Below are 24,816 nucleotides of genomic sequence, written 5' to 3'. Positions count from 1 at the left end.
CTTTTTTTTATCCAAATACATACAAAAAAAGGATATATTATTATATAATTGTTAAATAGTGATGTCAGTGGACATTTGCTCATGTCTTTTTAGTAAAATAAAAGACGAAAGGGTGAGGTACAAGATCGAGTATGCTAAACTATCTAGAGAATACAAAAATCAAGCAGAATATGTCTGATTTTATTCAACATGCAGTCAGGCAGAATGATTTACAAAAGCTGCTTCTGGAATTTACAGATAGAAAAAAAGAATTTCCTCTTGGTCAATTGGCTTACCAGCATTATGAGGCATTTGGCGGACAAGACAAGCAAGCGATTACAAAACTGGCAGCAGGGATTGAACTTCTCATTTTATCTGCCGATATATTAGATGATATTGAAGATCAGGACAATGATTCGTATCCTTGGATGAACGTCGATCAAGGAGTGGCCATCAATGCTTCTACGTATTTGTATACGGTGAGTATCCAATTCATCACATCAATATGTGAAAATAATTCTCAACTATTAGAGAAACTGTTCCATTTCATTAAAATGTCAATGGAAGGGCAGCACGAGGATTTGCGTCATTTGCATGGAACAGAAGAAGAGTGTGTAGAGGTTTTAAAGAAAAAATCAGGATCTTTAACAGCTATTTCTAGCGTATTGGGTGTTTATTTAGCGACAGGAAAAATAAACGCCACTGTGGAATCTTATTCGATATATTATGGTGTTGCTGAACAGATCAGTAACGATTTTTTTGCGTTATTTTCAAAATCAAACGGAGATTTTCAAAAAAAACAAACGCTGGCATTCAGTTATTTACAAAGACGTTTTAACGACGCCAGTCAAGAGCTTCTTTCCTTCTTTTCTAACCGGCTGGTTGAGTCAGAGCAAAAGCCGTTTCAACTGAAGCAGAAGTTACTTGAAGCTGGTTTGACTCAGTACATGGTATCGATGAGAGAGATTATGCTGTTAAAAATGAAGCAAGGAATTGAACAACTTGATTTACCGGGGAAGAAGAAGGAACAATTATGTGCATTTATGACAAAGGAGGGCAATGATTGAACATTCAAAATGTTATTGCATATTTAGTGAAAAATCCTGGTGTTGTGAATGAATTAGACTTAGGGAATGCAAGTTTAATTCACACAGATGAGCAAACCATGAAAGCAATCATTCAGGGGATTAAAAAAGGGCAAATGTCTGCAGAGTATATATGGTACTATAAATGATACTATTCATTTAAAAATGATTTAAAAGTTCTCCAGTTAAGGATGTTTTATACATGAAGATAACTTATACGAAACTATCTGCTTTTTTGGTTTTTCTTTCTTTTTTATTTGTGATCTATGTTTCATATATTTATGTATTTGATATTTTTAATGGAGCACGTGTAGCGGAGAACAAGAACGGTCAAGCAGAAGTTGTCAAAGTTGAATATCTTTCTTTAGCCTACACATCAGGATTAGAAGAAGGAGATATTATACTTAAAATCAATGGGGAACCTGCTAACAACAAAGATCATTTGATCAATGGTGAGCTTAGGAATGTGCAAAGAATTGATATTCAAAGAGGCAACCAAATGATCACCCTAAAAAATAAGACATTGATTGGTCAAGAAAGTTTATTTGTCTATATAATTCCTCTCATCCTGTATTCAATTTGTTTATTTTGTATCTTCTTTATCATTCGAATTAACAAAGAGGCCCAACGAAAATCAGCATTTCTTTTAGTTGTATTTTTATTAACAATTTGTATCGGATATCTTAGTGCAGGTACTTCAGGTATTGGTGAGAGATTTAGCCATTATGTGATCGTATTTTGTTTATCAAGTGTATTTGTCTTTTATATTCATTTCATTTATCAATATTTCAAAGAGTTTGACCTGCATATAACGACTCAAAAAACGATTCGCTTTTTATATAGTCTTCCTATAATTAATCTAGTAATAGAGTTATTTGTTCCAATTGATTCGGCGTTAGCCAGATACATGCCAAGTTTAAATCTTTTATTCTTTTTTGCTTCTATTATCATGTCATTCAAAGTGATTATCAATGGAATGCGGAAATATAAAGAGACAGAGCAGGGGTCTGTTTTAAAGTTTTTTGTGATGATAAATATCATAGCATTTTGTCCATTTATCTTTTTATTTGCAATCCCATATGTTTTGTTTCGTATTTATGTGATAGATCCCTTTTTCTTAACTTCTTTTGTCTTGCTCATTCCTTTTTCACTTGTGTATCAATTCATGACGAACAAGCTTTACAATATGGATTTTTTGTTAAGCAGACTGAAATACTACGGATTTCTTGCAATTACACCGACCGTTTTTGTTGTTGTCACGTTTTACATTCTGCAAAAACCAGAAGATTTGAAATACACACTGAAGCTCGCAATAATTACTTATACACTCATGCTGGCTGTATTCTATTTCAAAGAAATTCTAGATTTCCGCTTCCGTCTGAAGCGTTTTTCAGAAAAGCATAATTACCAGGACAGTGTGTTTAAATTCACGCAGCTCATTCGTGAGGCGTCCTCACTTCATCAAGTGCTGTATCATTTGAAATACACCATTTTAGAAGTGCTTGTTGTGAATAAAGCCTTTGTGCTTGAGGTGAAAGCTGACGGACAAATTATTGAAATTGATGAATCCACAAATGATAGTCAGCTATGGAAAGAATACGTGGATCAATTTCAAGATATTTTAGGTGAAGTCGGGAAAATTATTGAGCTTGATAAAGGGTTTATGATGAAAATTGGCGAACGGGGCGGTCACTCGTTTATCATTTGCTGCTTATCCAATATACAGACACCGAAATTAACGCGTGATGAGATTTCTTGGCTAAAAACATTGGCCTTTTATACAAGTGTCAGTTTGGAAAATGTCGTTAAAATCGAAGAATTGATGGAGCATCTTGACGATTTGAAACAGCGCGAGGCCAATCCTGCATGGCTGAAGAAAATCATGTTTGCTATGGAAGAAAAGCAGCGTTCAGATTTAGCGAGAGATCTTCATGATTCCGTGCTGCAGGACTTAATATCACTAAAAAGGCAGTCGGAGATGTTTTTAACGAATTTCCAAAACAACCAATGCCCGACATCTATTGAAAATTCGCTTATCTCATGGAATGATCAAATGTCCAAAGTGATTCAAACGACGAGAGAAACGTGTCATGAGCTTCGCCCGCAGCTGCTGTATGATTTAGGTTTAGTAAAGGCGATATCGAAGCTGACTTCTCAAATTCAGGAGGAAGCGCCGTTTCATATTAGGCTGAATACGACACGCTTTGATAAAGAATTGGACATTGATATTGATTCACAGCTGAATATTTACCGAATTGTTCAGGAGCTGTTATCCAACGCCCTGAAGCACTCAAAAGCCACTCAAGTGTTAGTGATGCTGATTTGTATTAAAGATCAGGTTGTTCTTCACTATGAGGATGATGGAGTCGGTTTTGATGCCAGTCATCTTGATCAGCACACAATGAGCATGGGGCTATCGGGAATTAGAGAACGAGTGAAAGCGTTAAATGGAAAGCTTCAAATTCACACAGCCCCGGAAAAAGGGCTTAAGGTGAAAATTGAAATGGAATTGTAACGATTTATTAAGGATTAAGACTTGGCATCAGCCAAGTCTTTTATATAAAATGGAAGTGAGTGATTTAAAGGGAGGAAGACATGAAGAAGATATTGGTCATTGATGATCATCCGGCTGTCATGGAAGGGACAAAAAGCATATTAGAATCAGACCAGCAGCTATCAGTCGATTGTTTAAGTCCTGATGCAGAAGCCGCCTTTTTAAAGACGCATGACTTTTCCATCTATGATGTGATTTTAATGGATTTAAATCTCGGGGATATCAATGGAATGGACATTGCGAAACAAATTTTAGAAACCAACCATCAAGTGAAAATTATCATTTATACAGGGTATGAAGTAGATGATTATTTTGAAGAGGCTATTCGGGCTGGATTACACGGTGCAATTAGCAAAACAGAGACGAAAGACAAAATTATTGAATACATACACCGGACATTGCAAGGGGAAGTTGTCATTCAGCTGTCCTATTTAAAGAAATTAATTTCACAGCAGCAAGAAAAGCCAGAACAGGCGCAGCAGACTGATCACGATCTCTTAACCGAACGGGAGTGTTTGATCCTTAGAGAAGTAGAAAAAGGATACACGAACCAGGAGATTGCCGATGTGCTTCATTTGAGCAAACGGTCAATTGAGTACAGTTTGACATCCATCTTTAATAAGCTGAATGTTGGATCTCGTACAGAAGCGGTGTTAATTGCCAAGTCTGAAAGTGTGCTGTAAACGTGTGAAGGGAGAGGGCCTTAATGGATGTGAGCGGATCAAATACACTGCTTGAGGCACTAGGCATTGAAATTGTAGAGTGCAATAAATCACGATGCGTTGCAACAATGCCAGTCGATCACAGAACAAAACAGCCATTTGGACTGCTGCACGGAGGAGCATCTGCTGCTCTAGCAGAAACAGTGGCGAGCATGGGGGCTGCGGCTCATTTAGACTTAACGCAGCAAGTTTGCTCAGGTATTGAAATCAATGCCAATCATTTAAAATCTGTACGCGATGGAGTTGTGACAGCGACAGCTGTTCCTGTACATGTAGGACGGCGTACAATGGTATTTCAAATCGATATAAAAGATGATCGAGACCGGCACATCTGTACGTCAAGATGCACACTTGCTGTCATTGATCGCATATAAAAAAGCTCCCGGTGCAGCGGAAGCTTTTTTTATATGCGCGTTGAGCGATAAAAAAAGAATGGCCTAACATGTCAGGCCATTTTTTTCGCTGCTTATAAATAAGAATCTTCTTTTCGCTTAATCACAAAGTTACGGAAACCGCCATAATCATCTTGGACACTGCGTTTGTCGAGCTTCACACCAGTATTGTAGGCGGCTCTTCCGATTAAGTGTGCGCCGACTGGTGCTGTCAGGAAGATAAATACGATGCCGAGAAGGATTTTTGCAGAAATAACGCCTGCAAGAAACCATTCGTGAAAAAACACACCTACTAAAATCAGAACAACGCCAAGGGTCGATGCTTTTGATGCAGCATGCATACGTGTGTAAACATCCGGCAGGCGAAGGACACCAATGGCTGAAATCAAACAAAGGATAGCGCCTAGCAGGATAAAGAAAATCACGATGGCTTTAGCGATGACGATCATTTTCAATCACTTCCCCTTTCTCAAGGAATTTGGAAAAAGCGACAGTACCGATAAAGGCAAGGATGCCGAGCAGTAAAATAATTTCAAAGAATGCAGTGGTTTTCAGTAAAATTGAAACGATGGCTGTCATCCCAATTAAATTGATTCCTATCGCATCAAGTGCACTTACACGATCAGGAATAGAGGGACCTTTGATCACTCGTATCACAAAAAGCAAAGTAGACAGTGCAAGAATGCCAAGTGACATTTGCAAAATGAGTTCCATTACTTACCGCTCACCTCCTGAATCGCTTTTTCAAATGAAACCCGGATATCGTGAATGGCTTTTTCAGCATCTTCAATATCCATCGCATGAATGTATAAAATGGACCGATCATCGGAAATATCAATTACTAATGTACCTGGTGTCAATGTAATCATATTTGACAGTATGGTGATTTCCCAATCTGTTTTCAAGTCCGTACGAAAGGCGAAAATACCGGGCTTAATCTTGAGCTTTGGAGATAATACAGTCTTTAATACACTTAAATTGGCAAGAAGCAGCTCGCGAATGAAAATGATGATCAACTTGAAAATTGCATAAAGGGCATAGCCGTAAAAACGCTGCGGGAAAAATCGACGCAGCATAAAAATGGCAATCATCCCTAATGCAAAACCTGATACAAAGTCTGCGGCTCTGTATGTATCATTCATAAACATCCATGTAAAGGCGAGGAGTGCGTTTAGTAATATTTGAAAGGCCATGTTCATCTACTCCTTCAGCACAGCTTGAATATATTTTTCTGGTGTAGAGAGCATTTCTGCTGCTTGATTGATATAAGGGGCAATGAACTCAGTTCCTAACCCAATGGCAAGCGATAAGACGACAAGCAGTACGCCAGGATACACCATTCCTTTAATTGACGGCTTTCTTCTTCGCATATCCTGTTCCTCGCCCCAAAATGCGGACATGAAAATCTTCATAATAGAGTAGAGGACAAGGAGGCTGGACAGTAAGACCAAGATAGAAAACGTCATATATCCAGCAGAAAATCCACCTTCCACAATTTTTAGTTTACCAACAAAGCCACTCAGCGGCGGAATTCCTGCAAGCGATAAAGCCGATATGAAAAACATCCATCCTAATAGAGGCTGGGATTGAATTAGTCCGCCCATTTTTTTCAGTTGATTTGTACCAGCATACACAAAGAGGGCACCTGCCAGCATAAATAAAGCCCCTTTGATCACCATGTCGTGAATGAGATAATAAATGGCACCTTGGAGTGATGCAGGTGTGTTGGCTGCAAATCCAAACAAAATGACCCCAACAGCTGTGACAATGTTATAAATCACGATCTTTTGCACATCAGAATAGGCGATCGAGCCTATCACACCGAATATCACCGTCAGTGCGGCAAGCCACGCCATGAGTGTATGGGTGAAGCCTGTATCGTGTATAAAAATTAATGTAAAGACTCTTGCGATCGCATATAAGCCAACCTTAGTGAGCAAAGCCCCAAATAGAGCTGAAATCGCTGCTGGAGGCGCGTGATACGATCCTGGCAGCCAGAAATAAAGCGGGAAAATCCCAGCTTTTAAGCCGAATACAATGAGGAACAGGATGGAAATAACAGTGATTAGCCCTGTTTGTCCTGATTCAGCTATTTTCACACTTAAATCAGCCATATTGAGCGTACCCGTCACTGCATATAAACAGGCGACTCCGACAATAAATAAGGCCGACGAGATGATATTAAACACAATATATTTGAGTGATTCACGAAGCTGAGGCTTTGATCCGCCTAATACAATAAGCATATAAGATGCCATCAGCAGTAACTCAAAGAATACAAACAGGTTGAAAATATCTCCCGTTAAAAAGGCTCCGCTCACGCCAGCTAACAAAAACTGTACGCCAGAATAATAGAAGAGCCGCTCTCTTTCTTTCCCAATCGTTTGAAAGGAGAAGAGGACTGTCACAAGCCCGACAACGGAAGCGGTCAGCACAAGGAGTGCAGCAAATTGATCGGCCACAAGGGCAATCCCAAATGGCGCTTTCCAGCCGCCCAAATAAAGGGTTTGTATCCCATTTGTGAAAATCGTTTGAACCAAATATGCATTACATATAATGGCTGAAAGAGATGCCAAGACACTAAAGACTCTTGACAGCATGATGTTTTTATTCATAAAGATCAATAGTGTAGCAGCTAGTAATGGAATTAATATAGGCAGGATCACGAGATTATTCATGCTGATCATTTCCTCTCATTTGATCCATGTCATCTGTTCGCAGCTCTTGGAAGGCACGGAAGGCCATGACAAGTAATAAGGATGTCACACCAAAAGCAATGACAATGGCTGTTAAAATTAATGCTTGTGGCAATGGATCCACATAGGATGTGATTCCCTCTTTTAGAACGGGAGGCGCTCCTTTTTTTAAACCGCCCATTGTTAAAAGAAGCAAGTGGACGCCGTGACTCAAAACAGCAGTACCGACGATGACCCGCAGAAGGCTCTTTGACAGCATCAAATAGGTCGCCGCCATAAAAATAATTCCGACGATAATAGACATTAGAAATTCCATTATTCCTTCTCTCCAATCATTTGAATAATGGTCATGGTGACACCGACAACAACCAAATACACACCGATATCAAACAGGACGGCTGTCGCCAGTTCTGTTTTCCCTAAAAACGGTAATTGGAAATAATCAAATGCATGGGATAGAAAAGGTGCACCGAATAGAAAGGATCCCATACCGGTCAGGATTGCAACAAGCAAACCGGCTCCAGTTACATAAATAAAATCAAATGGCAAAATGCGTCTTACTGTCTTCAGATCATAGGCTAAAAGCAGAAGAACGACAGCCGCAGCACTCATCAGCCCGCCAATGAATCCGCCGCCAGGATTGTTATGCCCCGCAAGAAATAGGTGAAGGGAGAAAAGCAAGATGATGAATGCTGTGATTTTTGTTGTGACTTGCAAAAGCATATCATTCGTATCAATCTTTCTCATCGCCGCGCACCTCTCTTCCGTTTTGTTTGCGTTTTTAATAACCCATAAATACCAAGTGCCGCAATGGCGAGCACGGTAATTTCAAAAAGGGTATCAAAACCCCTGAAATCTACAAGAATGACATTGACAATATTGTCACCGCCAGCAAGTTTGTAGCTGTTTTCAATAAAGTAAGTTGAAATGGTGTCAAGGGACTGCTGACTTGTGGAAGCGAAAGCTAGACAAGTGACAACAACCCCAACACCTAATGAAATGATGAAATTGGTCATTTTGAATCTTCTTGTTTTTTGCTTTAAGCTCAGCTTCGGCAAATGATAGAAGCAAAGCAAAAACAGTGCAACAGAAATCGTTTCAATAATCAGCTGCGTCAGCGCAAGGTCAGGTGCTCTGAAAATCACGAAGAATAATGACAGCGTGTAGCCCATGACACCTAGTGCAATAATAGCTGTTAATCGTGAACTTGCGAATACTGTGGCAATCGTCGCCGCCACCATCACAAGTGAAAGAATCACCTCATACGTGCCAATTGAGGCAGCCTGATCAGTTTGAAATGAAAAGGCCTGCTGATAAAACATCACGCCGCCAATGACGATAATCATGAACCCAAACACATAGACAAGATAGTCACGAAGAAAACCAGTCATATAACTGTTTGTCAGGCGGTATGAACCTTTTTCTAAACCGATAAGAGAGCGGTCGTATAAAGCGTTAAATGACCACTTTTCCTTAAAGATGTTGTACATTGGACGCCATTTTGAAAGCGTCAAGTAGCCGATTGTGCCGAGTACAACAACACCTATTGTCATATAGAGTTCTGGCTGGAAGCCATGCCATGCTTCAATTTTCACAGAAAAACGGCTTCCTGTTTCAATCGCTTCAGGAATGATCGCCGCCATTGCAGGTTCGATGACAGAATAGGCAAGAATATTAGGGAAAAAGAAGAAGGTGACCACAAGTGCAGCTAGAATGATGGGCGGAATGAGCATGCCGATCGGTGCTTCATGCGGTTTTTTCTCCAATTGGTCTATATTCAGACGGCCTCTAAACGTTTTAAAGAGGAGCATCATACTATAAATGAACGTAAAGACACTAGCGAGCCAAGCGAGTGCTGGGAAGATGGCACCCCATGTTGAAACGTCTGTAAAGCTGATATCAGAAATCCGTATCATACTTGTGAAAAATAGCTCTTTACTTAAGAAACCGTTAAATGGCGGTAATCCGGCCATTGAAAATGTACCGATTAACGTAATTGTGAAGGTAATCGGCATGATCGTCATTAATCCGCCTAATTTCCGAATGTCACGAGTCCCTGTTTCATGATCGATAATACCAGCTGCCATAAAGAGACTGCCTTTAAACGTAGCATGGTTAATGAGGTGAAAAATAGCTGCAAGAACGGCTGCACCAAAAAAGGCAGGATTGTTTTCATGAATTGCAGCTGCACCGACGCCAAGCATGAGCATAATCATGCCGAGCTGGCTCACTGTCGAATAGGCCAGAATGGCTTTCAAATCGTTTTGCCGGACGGCGTGGAATGATCCCCAGAATAATGTGACAAGCCCAACGATGGAAATGGTCCAGAACCATACCTCTGATATAGCAAAGATTGGACTGAAGCGCGCAACAAGATAAATACCGGCTTTCACCATCGTAGCAGAATGCAGATAACTGCTCACAGGGGTCGGTGCTTCCATTGCATCAGGCAGCCAGATATAGAATGGGAACTGCGCTGATTTCGTAAAGGCACCTAGTATGATTAGGATCATGGCAGGGATAAAGTAAGGTGATGCCATAATGAGCTGAAGCTGATTGACTGCTTCACGAATACTGAATGAATCAGTAATCAGGTAAATGAGGATGAAGCCACCAAGCATAGCTAATCCGCCAAAAACAGTAATAAGCAGTGATTTCGTTGCTCCATATCTAGAGCGCTCCCGCTTATACCAATACCCAATTAAGAGGAAGGAAGAGATACTCGTTAACTCCCAAAACAAGTATAAAACCACCATGTTGTCAGAAAGAACGACACCCAGCATCGCGGTCATAAACATGAGCAAATACGTGTAGAAAGAGCCAAGCTGTTCTTTTTCCTTTGATAAGTAGAAAATACTGTACAGCACCACTAGTGAGCCGATACCTGTAATTAATAAAGCAAATAACAGGCTGAGACCATCGACATACACAGTGAAATTCATCCCTAAAGATGGAATCCATTCAGCCTGTGAGAAAAGCGTTCGTCCATTCGAAGTGATGTGTAACATTTGGATGAAATAGGTAAATAAAAGAATCGGCAAGATGAGAACAAACCATCCTGTATGTATACGCCTCACATATTTGTAAAGGAAAGGTACAACAAAAGCGAGTAAAAAAGGTGATAGGATGGCGAAGTGAATAAGCTGCAAGAAAATGAACCTCCTTTGATCAATATAAATTCACGTTCTAAAGAACTGGTAATTAAAATTATAGCGTAAATACAGCCATAGTGCATTGGTTTGAAACGATTTCAAGCAAACTGTATTTGTTTTAGGTTCTTTTGACCACAAAAATAATTTTATCAAAAATGATACTCATTGTATATTGTTTTGTTTTTCGTACATGCTTTTCTTAAAGGAGCTGATCAAATGAAACGAAAGATCGCCATCAGCTTAAGCCTATTCTGCACGATTTTAGGAGGAGCATTCTTGATTGACCGAAATGATCAAAAAAGGTGGCAGGCCGGGAGTGAATGGCCGCTGTTTTCTGAGCATCTTCTTCACATGAGCTATCAAGAAACCAAGCTGTATCCTTTTCAGCCCAGGGAATATTTACGAATTGTATTAGCTGATGAATAAGATCCTATAGGAGAAAAGAAATATAAAAAAAGCATGGGCCCATGTGAGAGCCCATGCTTTTTATGTGTGGTAGTTTAACTAAACACTCTGAGTAAGATCGTTGCACAGATAACAGTTGCTGCTCCGCCAAGTCGTGTAGATACTTGTGCGAAAGGCATAAGACCCATTCTTCCAGAAGCTGAAAGAATTGCAACGTCACCAGTACCGCCAAGTCCGCTGTGACAGCCAGTGACAATAGCAGATTCTACTGGATACATGTTCATTAGTTTTCCAACGAAGTAACCAGAACCAACCATTGCGAGTACAACAGCGATACATACGCATACGAATGGAATCGAGATGACAGTTGCTACATCATCAAGTGGAATGTATAGAATACCAAGACCAACCATCAGCGGCCATGTAAAGCTTTTTGATACAAACTTGTAGAACTGTTGTGAGCCGTTTTGAAGATGTTGAGGCATCACGTTTAAGTATTTGATTAAAGCGGCAAGAACAATCATTAAGATTGGACCTGGAATATGAACAAAGCTTTCTAACAAACCACCAAAGATGAAGGTTGTACAAGCAACAAGTACACCAGCACCCATTAACCCGAAATCAACTTTTGCATCCAAATCTGGCTGCTCGAAAATTTCGTTTGCTTCTTTAGATTTCACAAGACGGCCATTTCCGTTTAGTTCAGGACGTTTTTCACCAAGCTTCTTCAATGCGCCAGCACAGATAATGGCAATGACGTTCCCAATGACAGCCGCAGGAATTAATTGAGAAATTAATGACTCTGCTGATACATCAAGAATTTGTGAATAAGCGATAGATAATGGCAAAATCCCTTCTCCAACACCACCGGCAATAATCGGTACAATAATAAAGAAGAATGAATGATGCGGTGTGTAACCAACTAAAAGGCCAACAAGGATACCAGCACTCACAGCTGCAATTGTACCTGCAACGAGAGGAACAAACATACGAATAAGGCCTTGTACTAAAATAGTTCGCTGCATCCCAAGAATACTACCTACTACAAGAGCAGAGATATAGAAGTAAAGGAAGTTCGACGTTTTCATAAGAGACGTAACCGCTTCCAATGAGTTCGGATTCAGAACATTAAAAAAGACCAGGAACGATGGTACGAATAAAGAAAGAATCGCCGGTCCACCAATATCTTTTAAGATTGGAATACGTTGTCCTACATCTCCAAGGAAAATCCCCAAAATCATAATAACAGCGAAACCACCAAGCATATTTGCTGGAATTTTATTAAAATAAGCGGCAGTTAAAATAATCGCTGCAAGTACTAAATACACAGGTAGATCAATAACACCAATTTTCCAAGACATGATCTTACGGAAAACGCTTTTATTATTGTCAGAATCGTCTGTAATCGATTTCAATTGTTGTGCATTAGCCACATAAACACCCCCAAATGCTATTTGTCTCAATTGTAGAAGATTCTGTGACACTCATCTATTTATTAAACTAAAATAAGTGTAATAAAAGTAAAATAAACAGGAGTTTTTGAGTTTTTTATCATACAAAAATCCCCTGAAGGTAGTTTGTCCTTCAGGGGATTGATCATACATCGTATTTATCGTTTTCCTTTTAGATAAGGCGTACCAAGTGCTTTCGGTGCATCGGCACGTCCGATGAAGCCAGTAAGTGCTAAAATGGTGAGCACATATGGTGCTATGAGCATATACACATTCGGTATATCTTGGAACAGCGGCAGGAGAGAGCCAATGATGCTTAAACTTTGAGCAAATCCAAAGAATAAAGCAGCGCCCATTGCGCCAAATGGATGCCATTTACCAAATACAAGCGCAGCTAGTGCGATGAAGCCTTGTCCAGTAATGGTGGCATGTGAGAAATCTAGCGCGATCGTTGAGGCATAAACAGCTCCGCCAAGACCGCCAAACAGTCCACTAATGAAAACAGCGATGTAACGCATCCGATACACTTTGATACCCATTGTATCAGCTGCCATTGGATGCTCTCCGACTGCACGAAGACGAAGACCAAACGGCATTTTAAATAAAACAAACCAAGCAACAACCGCAAGAGCTAAGGCGAGTATAGACGTATAATAAACATCTTTAAAGAAAATATCACCAATGATCGGAATGTCACTTAAAAGGGGGATATCTCCTTTATAGAAAGGCTCTGTAATTTTATCAGTTTGTGCTTTCCCATAAATCAGTTTGACGACAAACAATGTAGCGCCAAGTGCCAGCATGTTAATCGCCACACCACTGACCGTTTGATCAGCTCGGAAGGTAATGGTCGCCACTGCATGAATCAGTGAGAACAATCCGCCAACGGCCATTCCGACGAGAAGCCCAAGCCACGGGGTCAAGGCTCCAAACGTATCAGCAAAAAATAAGTTAAAGATAATACTGGAAAATGCTCCGACGACCATCAACCCTTCAAGACCGATATTGACAACACCTGATCTTTCTGAAAAGACGCCTCCAAGAGCGGTTAAAATAAGTGGTGCAGCATAAACAAGTGTAGCTGGGACGATGATTTCAAGTATTTGCAGAAATCCCACTTATTTTCCCCCCTTTTTCTTCATTTGTTGAATCACAAGACGGATAATATAGCTTGAGGCGACGAAAAGAATGATGATCGCAATGACAATATCAACAACCTCAGTCGGTACGCCTGATTCAAGCGGCATATTTAATGCACCGACCTTCAATCCACCAAGCAATAATGCAGCAAGGACAACACCAACAGCCGTATTTCCACCTAATAAAGCGACGGCAATTCCATCAAAACCTACGCCTGTAAATGAGCCTTTAATAGAGGCATATTCAAATGTACCAAGACCTTCCATAGCGCCTGCAAGACCTGCAAAAGCACCTGAAATAAGCATCGCATAAATGATATTGCGGCGAACGTTCATGCCAGCATACTGTGATGCCTGCTGGTTCATTCCAACTGCTCGTAATTCAAACCCTTTAGACGTTTTTTGAATAATGATCCACATCACGACCGCAGCAATAATGGCAACAAAAATACCGTTATGCATTCGGGAAAAATCAGTGATCTGCTCAAAAAATCCAGAGCGGAGCGAGGCAGTGGCATCGATTTTATCTGTTTTATCTTTATTATCTGTTAAGACATTTGAGATTAAATAGTTTGTGACATGAAGGGCAATGTAGTTCATCATGATAGTAACGATGACCTCATGCACATAAAAACGAGCTTTTAAAAAACCAGGAATAAAGCCCCATAAAGCACCTGCAGCAGCAGCGGTGATGAGTGCAAGCAGCAGATGAATATACATAGGTGCATGGACAGTTGTTCCAATCCATACAGCAGCTACCCAGCCAACAAGCATTTGACCTTCTACACCGATATTAAACAGGCCTGTCCGAAATGCAAAGGCAACAGCAAGACCTGATAATATATAAGGTGTCACTTGCCTGATGGTTTCTCCCATATAATAGGTTTCACCGAAAACGCCATTCCAAAGGGCGCTATAGCCTTCGATGACACTATAACCGCTTGCCAGCATAATAATGGCCCCAACCAAAAGACCAAGTACAATGGCTATAAGCGGAATCAGCAGATTTGTTAAGCGATTAGACATTTGCTTCTTTCCCCACTTCCTGTTGCGTACTTCCAGCCATTAATAGACCAAGCTCTTGCTCTGTTGTTTCTTTTGGATCAACAATGGCGACAATGCTGCCTTCGAAAATAACAGCGATCTTATCACTGACATTGATAATTTCATCAAGCTCAAAGGAGATGAGCAAAACAGCTTTGCCTGCGTCTCTTTGCTCGATTAGACGTTTATGAACAAATTCAATCGCACCAACATCAAGTCCTCGTGTCGGCTGAGCGGCAATTAATAAATCAGGATTGCGGTCAACTTCACGGCCGATAATGGCTTTTTGCTGGTTACCGCCTGACAGCGCGCGCGCTTCTGTATATTCACTCGGTGTTCTGACGTCATATTCCGCAATGATTCGTTTTGCTTTTTGATAAATATTTTTCATATTCAATAAGCCGAATTTTGAATAAGGACGCTGATAATACGATTGTAAGGAAATGTTTTCTCCAATTGAAAAATCGAGTACAAGTCCATGTTTATGACGATCCTGAGGAATATGTCCAATCCCAGATTCGGTCACTTTGCGAGGCGGGAGATTTTGAATGGCTTTCCCGTTTAGCATGATTGTGCCAGATTCTGATTTTTTTAGACCGGTAATGGCTTCAATTAATTCAGACTGGCCATTGCCATCTACCCCAGCAATTCCGACAATTTCGCCAGCCTTCACTGAGAGGTTCAACTGTTGGACCGCTTCAATTCCTCTGGCGTCTTTTACTGTGAGGTCTTGAATTTGAAGAACCTCCTCAGCAGGAGAAGCAGCTTTTTTGTCTGTTTTAAATGACACTTCACGGCCAACCATGAGGCTTGCAAGTTCGTCTTTATTTGTGCTTTCCACATCAAGTGTACGAATGCCTTGGCCTTTTCGGATAATGGTCACGCGATGACAGGCATCCATAATTTCTTTCAGCTTATGGGTGATTAAAATAATGGATTTGCCTTCATTGATTAAGTTTTTCATAATTTGTATGAGTTCTTTGATTTCTTGAGGTGTTAAAACGGCCGTTGGTTCGTCGAAGATCAAAATGTCAGCGCCGCGGTAAAGTGTTTTTAAGATTTCTGCACGCTGCTGCATGCCGACAGAGATGTCAGATACTTTTGCGGCAGGATCTATTTTCAAACCATAGCGGTCAGAAAGCTCTTGTACTTGCTGTATGGCTTGTTCTTTGTCAATCTTTCCAAACTTCTTGGGCTCTTTACCTAAAATGATGTTTTCAGCGACAGTGAAGGTATCGACAAGCATAAAGTGCTGATGCACCATTCCGATGCCTAAATCACTAGCATCATTTGGACTAGAGATGGTCACAGGTTTTCCGTGTACCTTGATTTCACCTTTTTCAGGCTGGTACAGTCCGAAAAGCACGTTCATGAGCGTTGATTTTCCAGCGCCGTTTTCACCAAGCAGCGCATGAATTTCGCCCTTTTTTAGCTGCAGCGTAATGTTGTCGTTTGCTACAATGCCAGGGAATTCTTTGCGTATATTCAACATTTCAATGACATAATCCACAGGTTTAACCGCTCCTTTTTTAGGGTGCTGATGAAGATAAAAACTAGCAAAAGAAAAGCTGCAAAACGAGGCTGCAGCTTTTCTTTTACCACCTTTTACGAATAAAGAGGAGGTAAAGGAGAGGCAAGGGGATAAGGCGCGCTTATCCCGCTGCTCAAATTAAGCTTTAAAATCTTTTAGTTCATCACGTGTTGCAGGGATTTTCACTTCACCCTTGATGATTTTTTGTTTCCATTCTTCAACTTTCTTTAATACATCTTTATCAAGGTTTTCCTTAGATGGAGAAATGTCAAGAGCGCCTTCTTTCAGACCGTATGTGATCACTTCGCCGCCAGGGAACTTACCATCTTTTGCTTTCGTTGTTAAGTCTTGTACCGCTGTGTCTACTTTCTTAACCATAGAAGTAAGGGTGACACTTTGTTTTGTTCCAGGTACTTTTCCTTCGTCATACTGGTCTTTATCTACACCGATAACCCAAACTTTACGGTTAGGATCCGCTTTTTTCAGGTTTTTCGCTTCTGTGAAGACACCAGTTCCAGTGCCGCCAGCAGCATGATAGATGATGTCGACGCCAGATTTGTACATGCTTTCAGCTGTTGCTTTCCCGATGTCAGCCTTATCGAATGCACCGGCATATTTCACTTCAACTTTTGCTTTCGGGTTAGCTGCTTCAACACCTGCGCGGAAGCCAACTTCGAATTTTCTGACTAATTCAGAATCAACGCCGCCGACGAATCCAATTTTGTTTGATTTTGTAGAAAGAGCAGCCGCAACACCCACAAGGAATGATCCTTCGTTTTCGTTAAATACAATGCTGGCTACGTTGTCTTTTTTCACGACTGCATCAACGATCGCAAAGTGGTTTTTCTTACGTTGATCCGCAATTTCAGAAATTGCATCTTCCATTAAGAAACCAATTCCGTAAATCAGGTCGAATTTCTCACGAGCAAGTGTATTTAAGTTTGTTGTATAGTCAGCATCTGATTTAGATTGTAAGTAATCAAAGCCGTTTTTACCTTTTTTTAGATTGTTGTCTTTCCCAAATGCTTGTAAACCTTCCCAAGCTGATTGGTTAAACGATTTGTCATCGACACCACCGACATCAGTTACCATTGCAACAGTGAATTGATCTTTATCTTTTTTGCTTTCACCGCTGTTTGAGCCAGAGTTGCCGCATGCTCCAAGGATGGTTCCTGCTGCTACGACTAAGGACAATGCTAGTCCAATTTTGCGCTTCTTCAAAACATAACCCCCTATAAAATTTAAAAGTTTCAGAAAAGTCTCGCGAAAAAAGACCGATCTATCTCTTCTCACCCTTCTGAAGAGGGTATTTTATCCTGCTTTCTCATGAAACTTATGGAGGGCAGGAGAGAAGATGTAAGACATCAGACTTATATCTCGTTGAACTAATCAATCATAATTTATCATTTCCGATCGAATAAATAAATAGAAATTTGTTTTATTTTTAAAAAAATGTTAAATGGCTTTATTTGATGTCTTTTTATCTGCTGAAATATGATATAATGCCGCTTTTGTGATGTGCTCCGCTACAGCAGAACCACTGATATCAAGGGGTTTGTTACATCGTATGCCATAAAAAAACATCTGGCCTTTGTGAAAGGTCAGATGTAGTATTTTAAAGATATTGCTGAATCAAATTCATATTGCTCGTGTTCAGTTTATATTGGAAAACAGGACGTCCTATTGTCCCATATGCCATTTCAACATCCACCACTTCGATATCCTCAAGGAATTTCAAGTATTTTCTAATGGAGACTTGAGAGATTTCTGTATGATTGGCTAGGTCTTCGGTTGTGAAAGCCTGCTGGCCAAATGATTGAATGCTTGTCCAGATGAGTTTAAGTGTGCTTTTGGTCAGTCCTTTTGGCAGGAGGACTTTTTCCGCCTCTGCTTTTTTATGAAAAAGCTTCGCATCTAAATCATTTTGCGAAATGCTGTTCATGGATTGATACAGGGCGTGTTTCCGTTTATACTCTGCCAGTGCTGATTGGAATCGTTCGAACTCAAACGGCTTAATTAAATAATCAACTGCTCCGTTTCGCATCGTTTGCTGTACAACATCGACTTCATTTGCAGCCGAAATGACAATGACATCAACGGCATGATTCTGCTGGCGAATTTCTGTTAGTAATGCCAGTCCATTTTGTCCAGGCATATAAATATCGAGCAGTACGAGGTGAATGACTTCTGTTTTTAACACTTCAAGTGCCTGCTGAAAGGAGGTGGCAATCCCCTTTAACTCAAAGCCGTCGATTTGGGTCAGGTAGCGTTTGTTCAGCTCCCCAACCATTGGATCATCTTCTACTATTAACACATTAATCATGTGAATCCTCCTTTTGTTTATACGGAATGCGGAGACTAAAGGTCGTTCCTTCTCCTTTTTCACTCGTGACAATCATATGTCCGTTCAATTTCTTGATGCTTTGGTCAACGAAGTAGAGTCCGAACCCTCGGTCTTCTCCTTTAGTTGAAAAGCCTTGATCAAACATGATGTCTTGTTCTTCTTTCGTGAGACCAACACCTGTGTCCGTGATTTCAATGTGGAGCTGCTCATGGACGTATCTGAAGGAGATCGAGATGTTTTTCGTATCAGTATGTGAAACAGCATCGAGTGCGTTATTTAACAAGTTGCCAATCACGGTAATGAGATCATGCGTCACTGCCGGGTCCTCCGTATTTGGCACTTGTGTGCTGCAAATAACCTCTAAGGCAGCGCCTTGTTCCCTGATATAGCTTTGTTTTCCTAGTAAAAATCCTGCTAAAACAGAGTTTTTCACATGGTTGATGATTTCATTTGTTTCCGTTTGCTGATAAATTGCAATATCTTTGATGTAGGTGCCAAGATCATCGTAGTTTTTGAGCTGGACCAAACCTAAAATGACATGAAGCTTGTTCATAAATTCATGGGACTGGGCACGGAGCGCATTCGCATACATTTTGACCCCGCTAAGCTGCTCAGCCAGATGTTTCACTTCTGTTTTGTCACGGAAGGTGGCGATGGCTCCGACAATTTCACCTTTTACCGTAATTGGCACTTCATTAAAGACGAGCTCCAGTCCATTCATTCTCACGTCACGATCAAGCAGCGGCTTGCGTGTTTCAATGACCTGTTTTAAGCCGCTTGAAGGGAGGAGAGTTTGAACATCTTGTTCTCTAGGATCAACCATAATGCCCATATTATGAAAGAGCCGTTTGGCCTCTGCATTGGCCAGTTTGATTTTACCGTGCTGATCGACGGCCAGAATCCCTTCTTTTGTTGATTCTAGCATGGCACTTCGTTCTTTTAACAATGTGGCGATCTCATCCGGCTCAAGTCCAAACATAATCTTCTTCACTTTTCTTGCCACAATGAGTGCTCCGATGATGCCAGATAGAAGGCTGAGTGATGTGACGAAGTAGAGTGGAAGTAAGCTTTGATGAATAATCAAGTCAATTTCCTTTAACGTAATTCCTACGGCTACAGCCCCGAGCTGCTTACCATTTTGATCATAAACAGGAACAAAAGCACGCATGGATCTGCCGAGTGTACCAGAAGCCGTACTAATATGTTCTTTTCCCTGTAATGCTGCTTTTTCATCACCGCCGGCAAACCGCTTTCCAATTTTCTGCGGATTCGGGTGTGTTTTGCGGATACCGTTCATATCCATGACGACAACGAATTCGGTTTTGGTGATTTGCTGAACACTTGTTGTATATTTTCGTAATGCGGAATATGAATGATCTTCTAATGATTGTGCTGTAATCGGTGCCTCTGCGACCATTTTGGCAGTAGAGAGAGCAATGTCACGCTCCTGCTGATGGATGTTCTTGGCTGTTTCCGACCATATCGTAAAGAATGTGATACAAAGGGAGATCAGGACAACGATACACACAAAGATCGTCAGCCGTGTTTGCAGTCTTAAAGTTTTTTTCACGAGTATACCCCTAACGCACGATTTTTTCGTAACAGTAATACTTTAACGGGAAAATGTAAGTTTGTGAAGGAATGTACGTGCAAAATCATAAATTTGATTTTGCTGTCAGTTTACTTTGAAAGCATCTTGTCAATCTGTTTTAAGTGAGCCATAATAAATGTGAGCTTATGAGAAAGGATCTATTTATGAAAAATACATATTTGACTGGATATTTTCCGCTGATTTCAATTTTACTATTCAGCTCTGCTTTTTCGATTTTCACAGTAGGTATCACGACTGATTTCTTGACTCAAGCAGGCATTTTAAAAGGAATGCTGGAATTTTTCTCAGAACAGGGCATTCGTCTTGCTCTCTTTGCTGCTTTTGCACTTGTTTATTTTATGATCTTATCTGCCTTAAAACTGATTGCAGATACGGTATTAGAGCTGGCGTTACTCTTTTTCGCTAAGGACCCTGAAGGGGAGAACTTAAAGAAAATTCGGATTGCATCCGTTGTTTATTTATTTGCCAGCTTGCTAGCATTTCTGTTGACGCAGCAGCTCATTCTGCTAGTCGGACTTTTTGCATTAGCAAGTCTTGTCTATTTTATCTGGGTTGTGGTTCGCATTTATCAATCGCTTTCTATGCTGAATTTGATTGGATTTATGATGTTTATTCTGCTGTTTTGGGCGACGTTTTTGATCGGTATTTTGTACTTATTTATTAAGCTTTATAACAGTGTGATGGCAAGTCTGCCTTCATAAGCAGACAAAGAAAGCATCCTCCGATGATGGAGGATGCTTTCAGCGTTTAGACAAACCCTTGCATTCGTTGTCAGTTCTGCGCGCCGATGCTCACGAATGTTAAATTCGCTCCGCTTCGGTGCTCGTCCTTCCTAGACTGCAAAGGTTTTCAGGTCACGCTGAAAAGAAGAAAAAGAGCTAAAATAAAGATCATTTTAGCTCTTTTTCAACAATCTGAGCATCCTCCGATGATGGAGGATGCTTTTTTTTATGAAAGAAACCGTTTTTGAATATCGGGTGTAGGCATCATACAAGATGTTTTTTGACCAAACCATTTGTAGCGATTTTTTGCTATCAACTGATAAAACCAATCACGGATTGGGCGAGGTATGGCAAGGAGTAAAAAGCTCCATCTGTATATCCCTTTTAAATGCCGCGCGGCTTTTAAGATGCCTGTTGATTTCGTATAAAGGGTCCCTTTTTCGATATAAATGAATGAATTGAACTCATCTAAAGGCAAACCGTTTTCCTTTAAAATACGCTGTCCTGTATCTGATTGTAAGGAAGCGAACATCATCCGTTCATTCGGATCGCGCTTAATCACAAATTGAACAGCGCCGCTGCACACGTTGCAGACACCGTCAAATAAGATTAAATGGGGTGGATGTGTTGAATGCATCGCAATCAAACCTCCTGTTTATCTGGCGTATTGCATCGTATTTTTCCAAATACGTAAGTGCGGGCTTGAATGATAAATCGATTCCACCGTTCCTCTATCTCTTCCAACCCATACACCCATTGTGTACTGATCTGTCAGTCCCACAAACCAAATATCTTTGTAGTCATTGGATGTCCCTGTTTTCCCACCGATGTAAGGGGCGTTGAAATTCGCTTTTTTCCCTGTCCCACTCTTCACAACAGAGGTAAGCAGCTTACGCATCGTTTCATTTGTACGCTGAGAATATACTTGCTTTGGCGACTCTTTCCACTTGTAAAGGGTCTTACCGTTTAAGTCTGTCACTTTTGTGATCGAATGACTTTGTGTGTAGGCTCCTTGGTTGCCAAAGACGGTATATGCATCTGTTATTTCTAGCGGTGAGAAGCCTTTCGTAAATCCGCCAAGTGCAGAAGGAAGGCGGTAATCATCCGCTACGATATGCTGGAATGAGAACTTCTCTAAATAGCTGAAGCCTTTTTTGACACCCACTGTATCCAGCATTCGGATCGCAGGGGTATTGTAAGAATTTTTAAAGGCTGTTTCAAGTGTGACTGTTCCATACGTTTTATGATTATAGTTCTGCGGACAGTATCCACTGCTGCAAAACTTGCCGGCACTGATGGTGCTTGAAGCCGTTGCACCGGTTTGATCAATATAAGGCGCATAGTCTAAAAGCGGCTTAATCGCAGAACCAGGCTGTCTTTGCGCTTGATAAGCGTAGTTAAAATCAAATTTCTTATAGTTTTTCCCGCCAGCAAGTGCAACAATTTGATGCGTTTCATGATTAATGACGGCTGATCCGCCTTCCACACCTTGATAAGGCAATTGAGCATTGAGCTGATAGACGGCTCTTTGCTGTAAGGAAGGATCAAGCGCCGTATAAATTTTCACACCATCCTGGAGCAGGGCACTGACCTTTTCAGATAATTCCTTTTGAATCGCCTTTTTCGCTTCAGCTGTTTTGGCTTTCTTCAATCGTTTTGTAAAGCCCTCCTGATCAGACACAAGATCTGTAAACTCTTCATTGGCATATGTCACATAGTCAGGGTATAGGTTTTTCTTTTCACTTAAAGAAAGGCTGATTTTTTCTTTGACGGCTTTTTTGTATTGTTTTTTGGTGATGACGCCATCTTTCTTCAAAATACCAAGCAGTCGTTCTTGGCGTTTCTTTGTGTGCTTGAACTGTTTTAATGGGTCATACAGTGTTGGGTTGTTTGGAATAGCAGAGATAAATGCCATTTGGGCAAGTGTTAAAGAACTAAGCGGCTTATCAAAATAGTAATTAGCCGCAGAACCGACACCGTAAACACCATTACTGAAATAAATCGTATTTAAATAGCTTTCGAGAATTTCATCCTTCGAGAATTTTCGCTCAAGTTCATAGGAATAGAGCAGCTCCGTAAACTTTCGGCTGAACGAACGTTCATGGCTTAAATATAAGTTGCGGGACAGCTGCTGTGTGATCGTACTCGCTCCTTGGCTGATGCCATGGTTTTTGACATTTGCAGCAAGGGCACGAACAACTCCCATAAAGTCAATTCCCTTATGGTCATAGAAGTTGCGGTCCTCTGAACGAAGGAACAGCTCCTTCACAGGTTCAGGAATGTTATCGTATTTCACGAACACTCGGTTCTCATCGTTTGAGACGATCTCGGAGATAAGAGAACCATCCCGGTCATACATATAACTGTTTTGGGAAAAATCTATCTTTTCCAGCTTGATTTTTTGATCAAGCACTTCGTTAACAGGCTTTACACTTGCAGCTTCTTCCTTTGATAGATAAAAAGTCAGAGCAAATAATGGGATGAGGGCAGCAAGTAATAACCAACCAATGATTGCACGAAACATGAGGTCACTCACTTTCTTCAATTTTCTAGCCATATCGTACCATTCTTTTGCGGATACGAGAAGGTTATTTTTAGAAAAGAAAGGGCGTGAAGTCTAGTGAATCAGGCTTTTCCGCAAGAAAAAAGAGTATCTGAAGATGATCAGACACTCCTTTCCTTTGTTTTCGCATGTGAGCGGACCGCCCATAAAAATAACGCGCCAAACAGAAAAATGCCGGCAGTGACATAAAAGACAGCTGGAATCCCGTAATGACTCGCCACAATGCCGCCGATTACCGGACCGACGACATTCCCAAGAAAGCGGAAGCTGACATTGTATCCGAGCACTTCTCCTTGCATAGAAGCAGGTGCTTTAATCCGGATATACGCCGTCGTACACGGAATAATTCCGCCAAGTGCCATCCCGTATAGGAAACGGAAAATGACTAACATGACGTACGAATCCGCCATCGCTTGCGGGATGAATAAAATAGAGGAGAGGATGAGAAGGGCAAGCAGCACCTTGTCATGACCAATTCGATCTCCGAGATCTCCCCATTTTCGCGTAAACAGCAAATTGCCAAGTCCAGTTGCAGAAAAAGCAAGCCCCGCATAAAAAGCGAGATTGACAGGACCATGTAAATCATGAATGTATAAAGCCAAAAGCGGCTGAATGCTAAAGTTCCCTACTTGTGTAATAAATGTTAAAAGCATCGTGACGACAAGCAAAGGCTGTTTGAAAATGTGAAAGAGTACATCCTTCCGTGAGTAAGAAACACGCTTTGCTTCTTTTGACCGGATCGGCTGTTCTTTCACTCCGAAGATAATCACAATAGCTGACACATAAATGACAGCCGCTGTCAGGAAAAACGTATAAATAAATCCGACGCTGTCTGCCATGAATCCACCCATTAATGGACCAAACAATCCTCCGGCAACATTACTCATCTGCATCGTTCCAAGGGTTTTACCGGCAGTTGCCTTTTCGGTCTGTGCAGAAATCAGTGCCATTGAAGTCGAGATAAAGCCTGTGACAAGCCCCATGAAGAGCCTTAGTGCGAATAGCTGATACACAGTGTGCACAAGCCCCATTAGTAGAATACTTGTGGCGATGCCAATTCCGTTAATTAATAAAATCTTTTTATAGCCATGCCGGTCGCCAATCCGCCCCCAAATCGGAGAGATCAGGAAGGCCGTTAAAAACGTGACCCCAAAGACATAGCCGCTCCATCTTTGAACAAATTCATTTGAATAGCTGCTATCAAGAGATTCTATGTAAAGTGATAAAAAAGGGACGATCATTGTAATGCTCGCAGATACAAAAAAGTTCACAAACCACATGATGTACAAGTTTTTCTTCCTGTTTGTGATAGAGATCACCTTCTTTATTTATTTCGTGTTCCTTAATAATTATAAAGGAAAATAAACGATCTTTCATCAGATGAATAGGTTGGGCATAGTGAATCTGCATTATTTTCACGAAAAT

General features: G+C 40.8%; 24 protein-coding genes. 7 read left to right on the top strand and 17 right to left on the bottom strand.

Annotation, left to right across the window (positions count from 1 at the left end):
• Nucleotides 1-131 precede the first annotated feature (131 nt).
• The 5 genes from NSS76_RS15055 (at nt 132) to NSS76_RS15035 (ending at nt 4,714) form a co-directional block, all read left to right on the top strand.
• On the top strand, nt 132-1,046 hold the full coding sequence (locus NSS76_RS15055) for a polyprenyl synthetase family protein (protein ID WP_206534350.1): 915 nt from the start codon (nt 132-134) through the stop codon (nt 1,044-1,046).
• Nucleotides 1,043-1,213, top strand: coding sequence for a competence pheromone ComX (gene comX, locus NSS76_RS15050; RefSeq protein ID WP_098677614.1), 171 nt, complete (start codon nt 1,043-1,045; stop codon nt 1,211-1,213). Before NSS76_RS15055 ends, comX begins: the two co-directional genes overlap by 4 nt.
• A gap of 53 nt (nt 1,214-1,266) precedes the next feature.
• Nucleotides 1,267-3,579 (top strand): ATP-binding protein, encoded by a 2,313-nt coding sequence (locus NSS76_RS15045; protein WP_206534351.1) that lies wholly within the window; start codon nt 1,267-1,269, stop codon nt 3,577-3,579.
• A gap of 80 nt (nt 3,580-3,659) precedes the next feature.
• Nucleotides 3,660-4,301: a response regulator transcription factor gene (locus tag NSS76_RS15040; protein ID WP_024423322.1), complete on the top strand. Its 642-nt coding sequence runs from the start codon at nt 3,660-3,662 to the stop codon at nt 4,299-4,301.
• Nucleotides 4,302-4,324: 23 nt separating this feature from the next.
• Nucleotides 4,325-4,714 carry a hotdog fold thioesterase gene (locus tag NSS76_RS15035; RefSeq protein ID WP_024423321.1) on the top strand — a complete coding sequence of 130 codons (390 nt, stop codon included), beginning with the start codon at nt 4,325-4,327 and terminating at the stop codon, nt 4,712-4,714.
• Nucleotides 4,715-4,806: 92 nt separating this feature from the next.
• Here NSS76_RS15035 and mnhG read toward each other — a convergent pair whose 3' ends face one another.
• The 7 genes from mnhG to NSS76_RS15000 are packed head-to-tail and all read right to left on the bottom strand — an operon-like array spanning nt 4,807 to nt 10,577.
• Nucleotides 4,807-5,181, bottom strand: a complete 375-nt coding sequence (gene mnhG / locus NSS76_RS15030; RefSeq protein ID WP_024423320.1) for a monovalent cation/H(+) antiporter subunit G — start codon at nt 5,179-5,181, stop codon at nt 4,807-4,809.
• Nucleotides 5,165-5,446, bottom strand: a complete 282-nt coding sequence (locus NSS76_RS15025) for a Na(+)/H(+) antiporter subunit F1 (protein WP_024425942.1) — start codon at nt 5,444-5,446, stop codon at nt 5,165-5,167. The genes mnhG and NSS76_RS15025 overlap by 17 nt, the downstream gene beginning before the upstream one ends.
• Entirely contained in the window at nt 5,446-5,925 is a 480-nt protein-coding gene (locus NSS76_RS15020; RefSeq protein WP_024423318.1) for a Na+/H+ antiporter subunit E, read from the bottom strand. Before NSS76_RS15020 ends, NSS76_RS15025 begins: the two co-directional genes overlap by 1 nt.
• 6 nt (nt 5,926-5,931) lie before the next feature.
• Nucleotides 5,932-7,410: a Na+/H+ antiporter subunit D gene (locus NSS76_RS15015; RefSeq protein ID WP_044332445.1), complete on the bottom strand. Its 1,479-nt coding sequence runs from the start codon at nt 7,408-7,410 to the stop codon at nt 5,932-5,934.
• Nucleotides 7,403-7,744 carry a Na(+)/H(+) antiporter subunit C gene (locus tag NSS76_RS15010; RefSeq protein ID WP_048237322.1) on the bottom strand — a complete coding sequence of 114 codons (342 nt, stop codon included), beginning with the start codon at nt 7,742-7,744 and terminating at the stop codon, nt 7,403-7,405. Before NSS76_RS15010 ends, NSS76_RS15015 begins: the two co-directional genes overlap by 8 nt.
• Complete coding sequence (locus NSS76_RS15005; RefSeq protein WP_024423315.1) at nt 7,744-8,175, bottom strand: Na(+)/H(+) antiporter subunit B; 432 nt, start codon at nt 8,173-8,175, stop codon at nt 7,744-7,746. The genes NSS76_RS15010 and NSS76_RS15005 overlap by 1 nt, the downstream gene beginning before the upstream one ends.
• Nucleotides 8,172-10,577 carry a Na+/H+ antiporter subunit A gene (locus NSS76_RS15000; protein WP_341082412.1) on the bottom strand — a complete coding sequence of 802 codons (2,406 nt, stop codon included), beginning with the start codon at nt 10,575-10,577 and terminating at the stop codon, nt 8,172-8,174. The genes NSS76_RS15005 and NSS76_RS15000 overlap by 4 nt, the downstream gene beginning before the upstream one ends.
• A gap of 219 nt (nt 10,578-10,796) precedes the next feature.
• Here NSS76_RS15000 and NSS76_RS14995 point away from each other — a divergent pair, with 219 nt between their 5' ends.
• The gene (locus NSS76_RS14995) at nt 10,797-11,006 is read left to right on the top strand and encodes a hypothetical protein (RefSeq protein WP_024423313.1); all 210 of its coding nucleotides are present in this window, start codon (nt 10,797-10,799) and stop codon (nt 11,004-11,006) included.
• Nucleotides 11,007-11,080: 74 nt separating this feature from the next.
• On the opposite strand, the gene NSS76_RS14990 is transcribed toward NSS76_RS14995, so the two are convergent.
• From NSS76_RS14990 to malK, 7 genes are all read right to left on the bottom strand, one after another.
• The gene (locus NSS76_RS14990; RefSeq protein WP_206534354.1) at nt 11,081-12,418 is read right to left on the bottom strand and encodes a 2-hydroxycarboxylate transporter family protein; all 1,338 of its coding nucleotides are present in this window, start codon (nt 12,416-12,418) and stop codon (nt 11,081-11,083) included.
• Nucleotides 12,419-12,594: 176 nt separating this feature from the next.
• Entirely contained in the window at nt 12,595-13,554 is a 960-nt protein-coding gene (locus tag NSS76_RS14985) for an ABC transporter permease (RefSeq protein ID WP_024423311.1), read from the bottom strand.
• Nucleotides 13,555-14,601, bottom strand: coding sequence for an ABC transporter permease (locus NSS76_RS14980; protein ID WP_341082411.1), 1,047 nt, complete (start codon nt 14,599-14,601; stop codon nt 13,555-13,557).
• On the bottom strand, nt 14,594-16,129 hold the full coding sequence (locus NSS76_RS14975) for an ABC transporter ATP-binding protein (RefSeq protein WP_133744633.1): 1,536 nt from the start codon (nt 16,127-16,129) through the stop codon (nt 14,594-14,596). The genes NSS76_RS14980 and NSS76_RS14975 overlap by 8 nt, the downstream gene beginning before the upstream one ends.
• A 159-nt stretch (nt 16,130-16,288) precedes the next feature.
• Nucleotides 16,289-17,371, bottom strand: a complete 1,083-nt coding sequence (locus tag NSS76_RS14970) for a BMP family lipoprotein (RefSeq protein WP_024423308.1) — start codon at nt 17,369-17,371, stop codon at nt 16,289-16,291.
• 394 nt (nt 17,372-17,765) lie between these two features.
• Nucleotides 17,766-18,473, bottom strand: coding sequence for a response regulator (locus NSS76_RS14965; RefSeq protein ID WP_024423307.1), 708 nt, complete (start codon nt 18,471-18,473; stop codon nt 17,766-17,768).
• Nucleotides 18,466-20,064, bottom strand: coding sequence for a malate sensor histidine kinase MalK (malK, locus tag NSS76_RS14960; protein WP_024423306.1), 1,599 nt, complete (start codon nt 20,062-20,064; stop codon nt 18,466-18,468). The genes NSS76_RS14965 and malK overlap by 8 nt, the downstream gene beginning before the upstream one ends.
• A 185-nt stretch (nt 20,065-20,249) precedes the next feature.
• On the opposite strand from malK, the gene NSS76_RS14955 reads away from it, so the two are divergent.
• Complete coding sequence (locus tag NSS76_RS14955) at nt 20,250-20,807, top strand: YufK family protein (RefSeq protein ID WP_024423305.1); 558 nt, start codon at nt 20,250-20,252, stop codon at nt 20,805-20,807.
• A gap of 247 nt (nt 20,808-21,054) precedes the next feature.
• On the opposite strand, the gene NSS76_RS14950 is transcribed toward NSS76_RS14955, so the two are convergent.
• The 3 genes from NSS76_RS14950 to NSS76_RS14940 form a co-directional block, all read right to left on the bottom strand.
• On the bottom strand, nt 21,055-21,465 hold the full coding sequence (locus NSS76_RS14950) for a thiol-disulfide oxidoreductase DCC family protein (protein WP_024423304.1): 411 nt from the start codon (nt 21,463-21,465) through the stop codon (nt 21,055-21,057).
• An 18-nt stretch (nt 21,466-21,483) separates the two neighbouring features.
• Nucleotides 21,484-23,385, bottom strand: coding sequence for a transglycosylase domain-containing protein (locus NSS76_RS14945; protein WP_051170126.1), 1,902 nt, complete (start codon nt 23,383-23,385; stop codon nt 21,484-21,486).
• A 107-nt stretch (nt 23,386-23,492) separates the two neighbouring features.
• Nucleotides 23,493-24,671, bottom strand: a complete 1,179-nt coding sequence (locus NSS76_RS14940; RefSeq protein ID WP_220396324.1) for an MFS transporter — start codon at nt 24,669-24,671, stop codon at nt 23,493-23,495.
• Between the last annotated feature and the right edge of the window lie 145 nt (nt 24,672-24,816).

The organism is Bacillus sp. FSL R5-0654, assembly GCF_038008745.1.
Classification (GTDB): domain Bacteria; phylum Bacillota; class Bacilli; order Bacillales; family Bacillaceae; genus Bacillus; species Bacillus safensis.
This window is presented reverse-complemented; position numbering and strand designations above follow the sequence as displayed.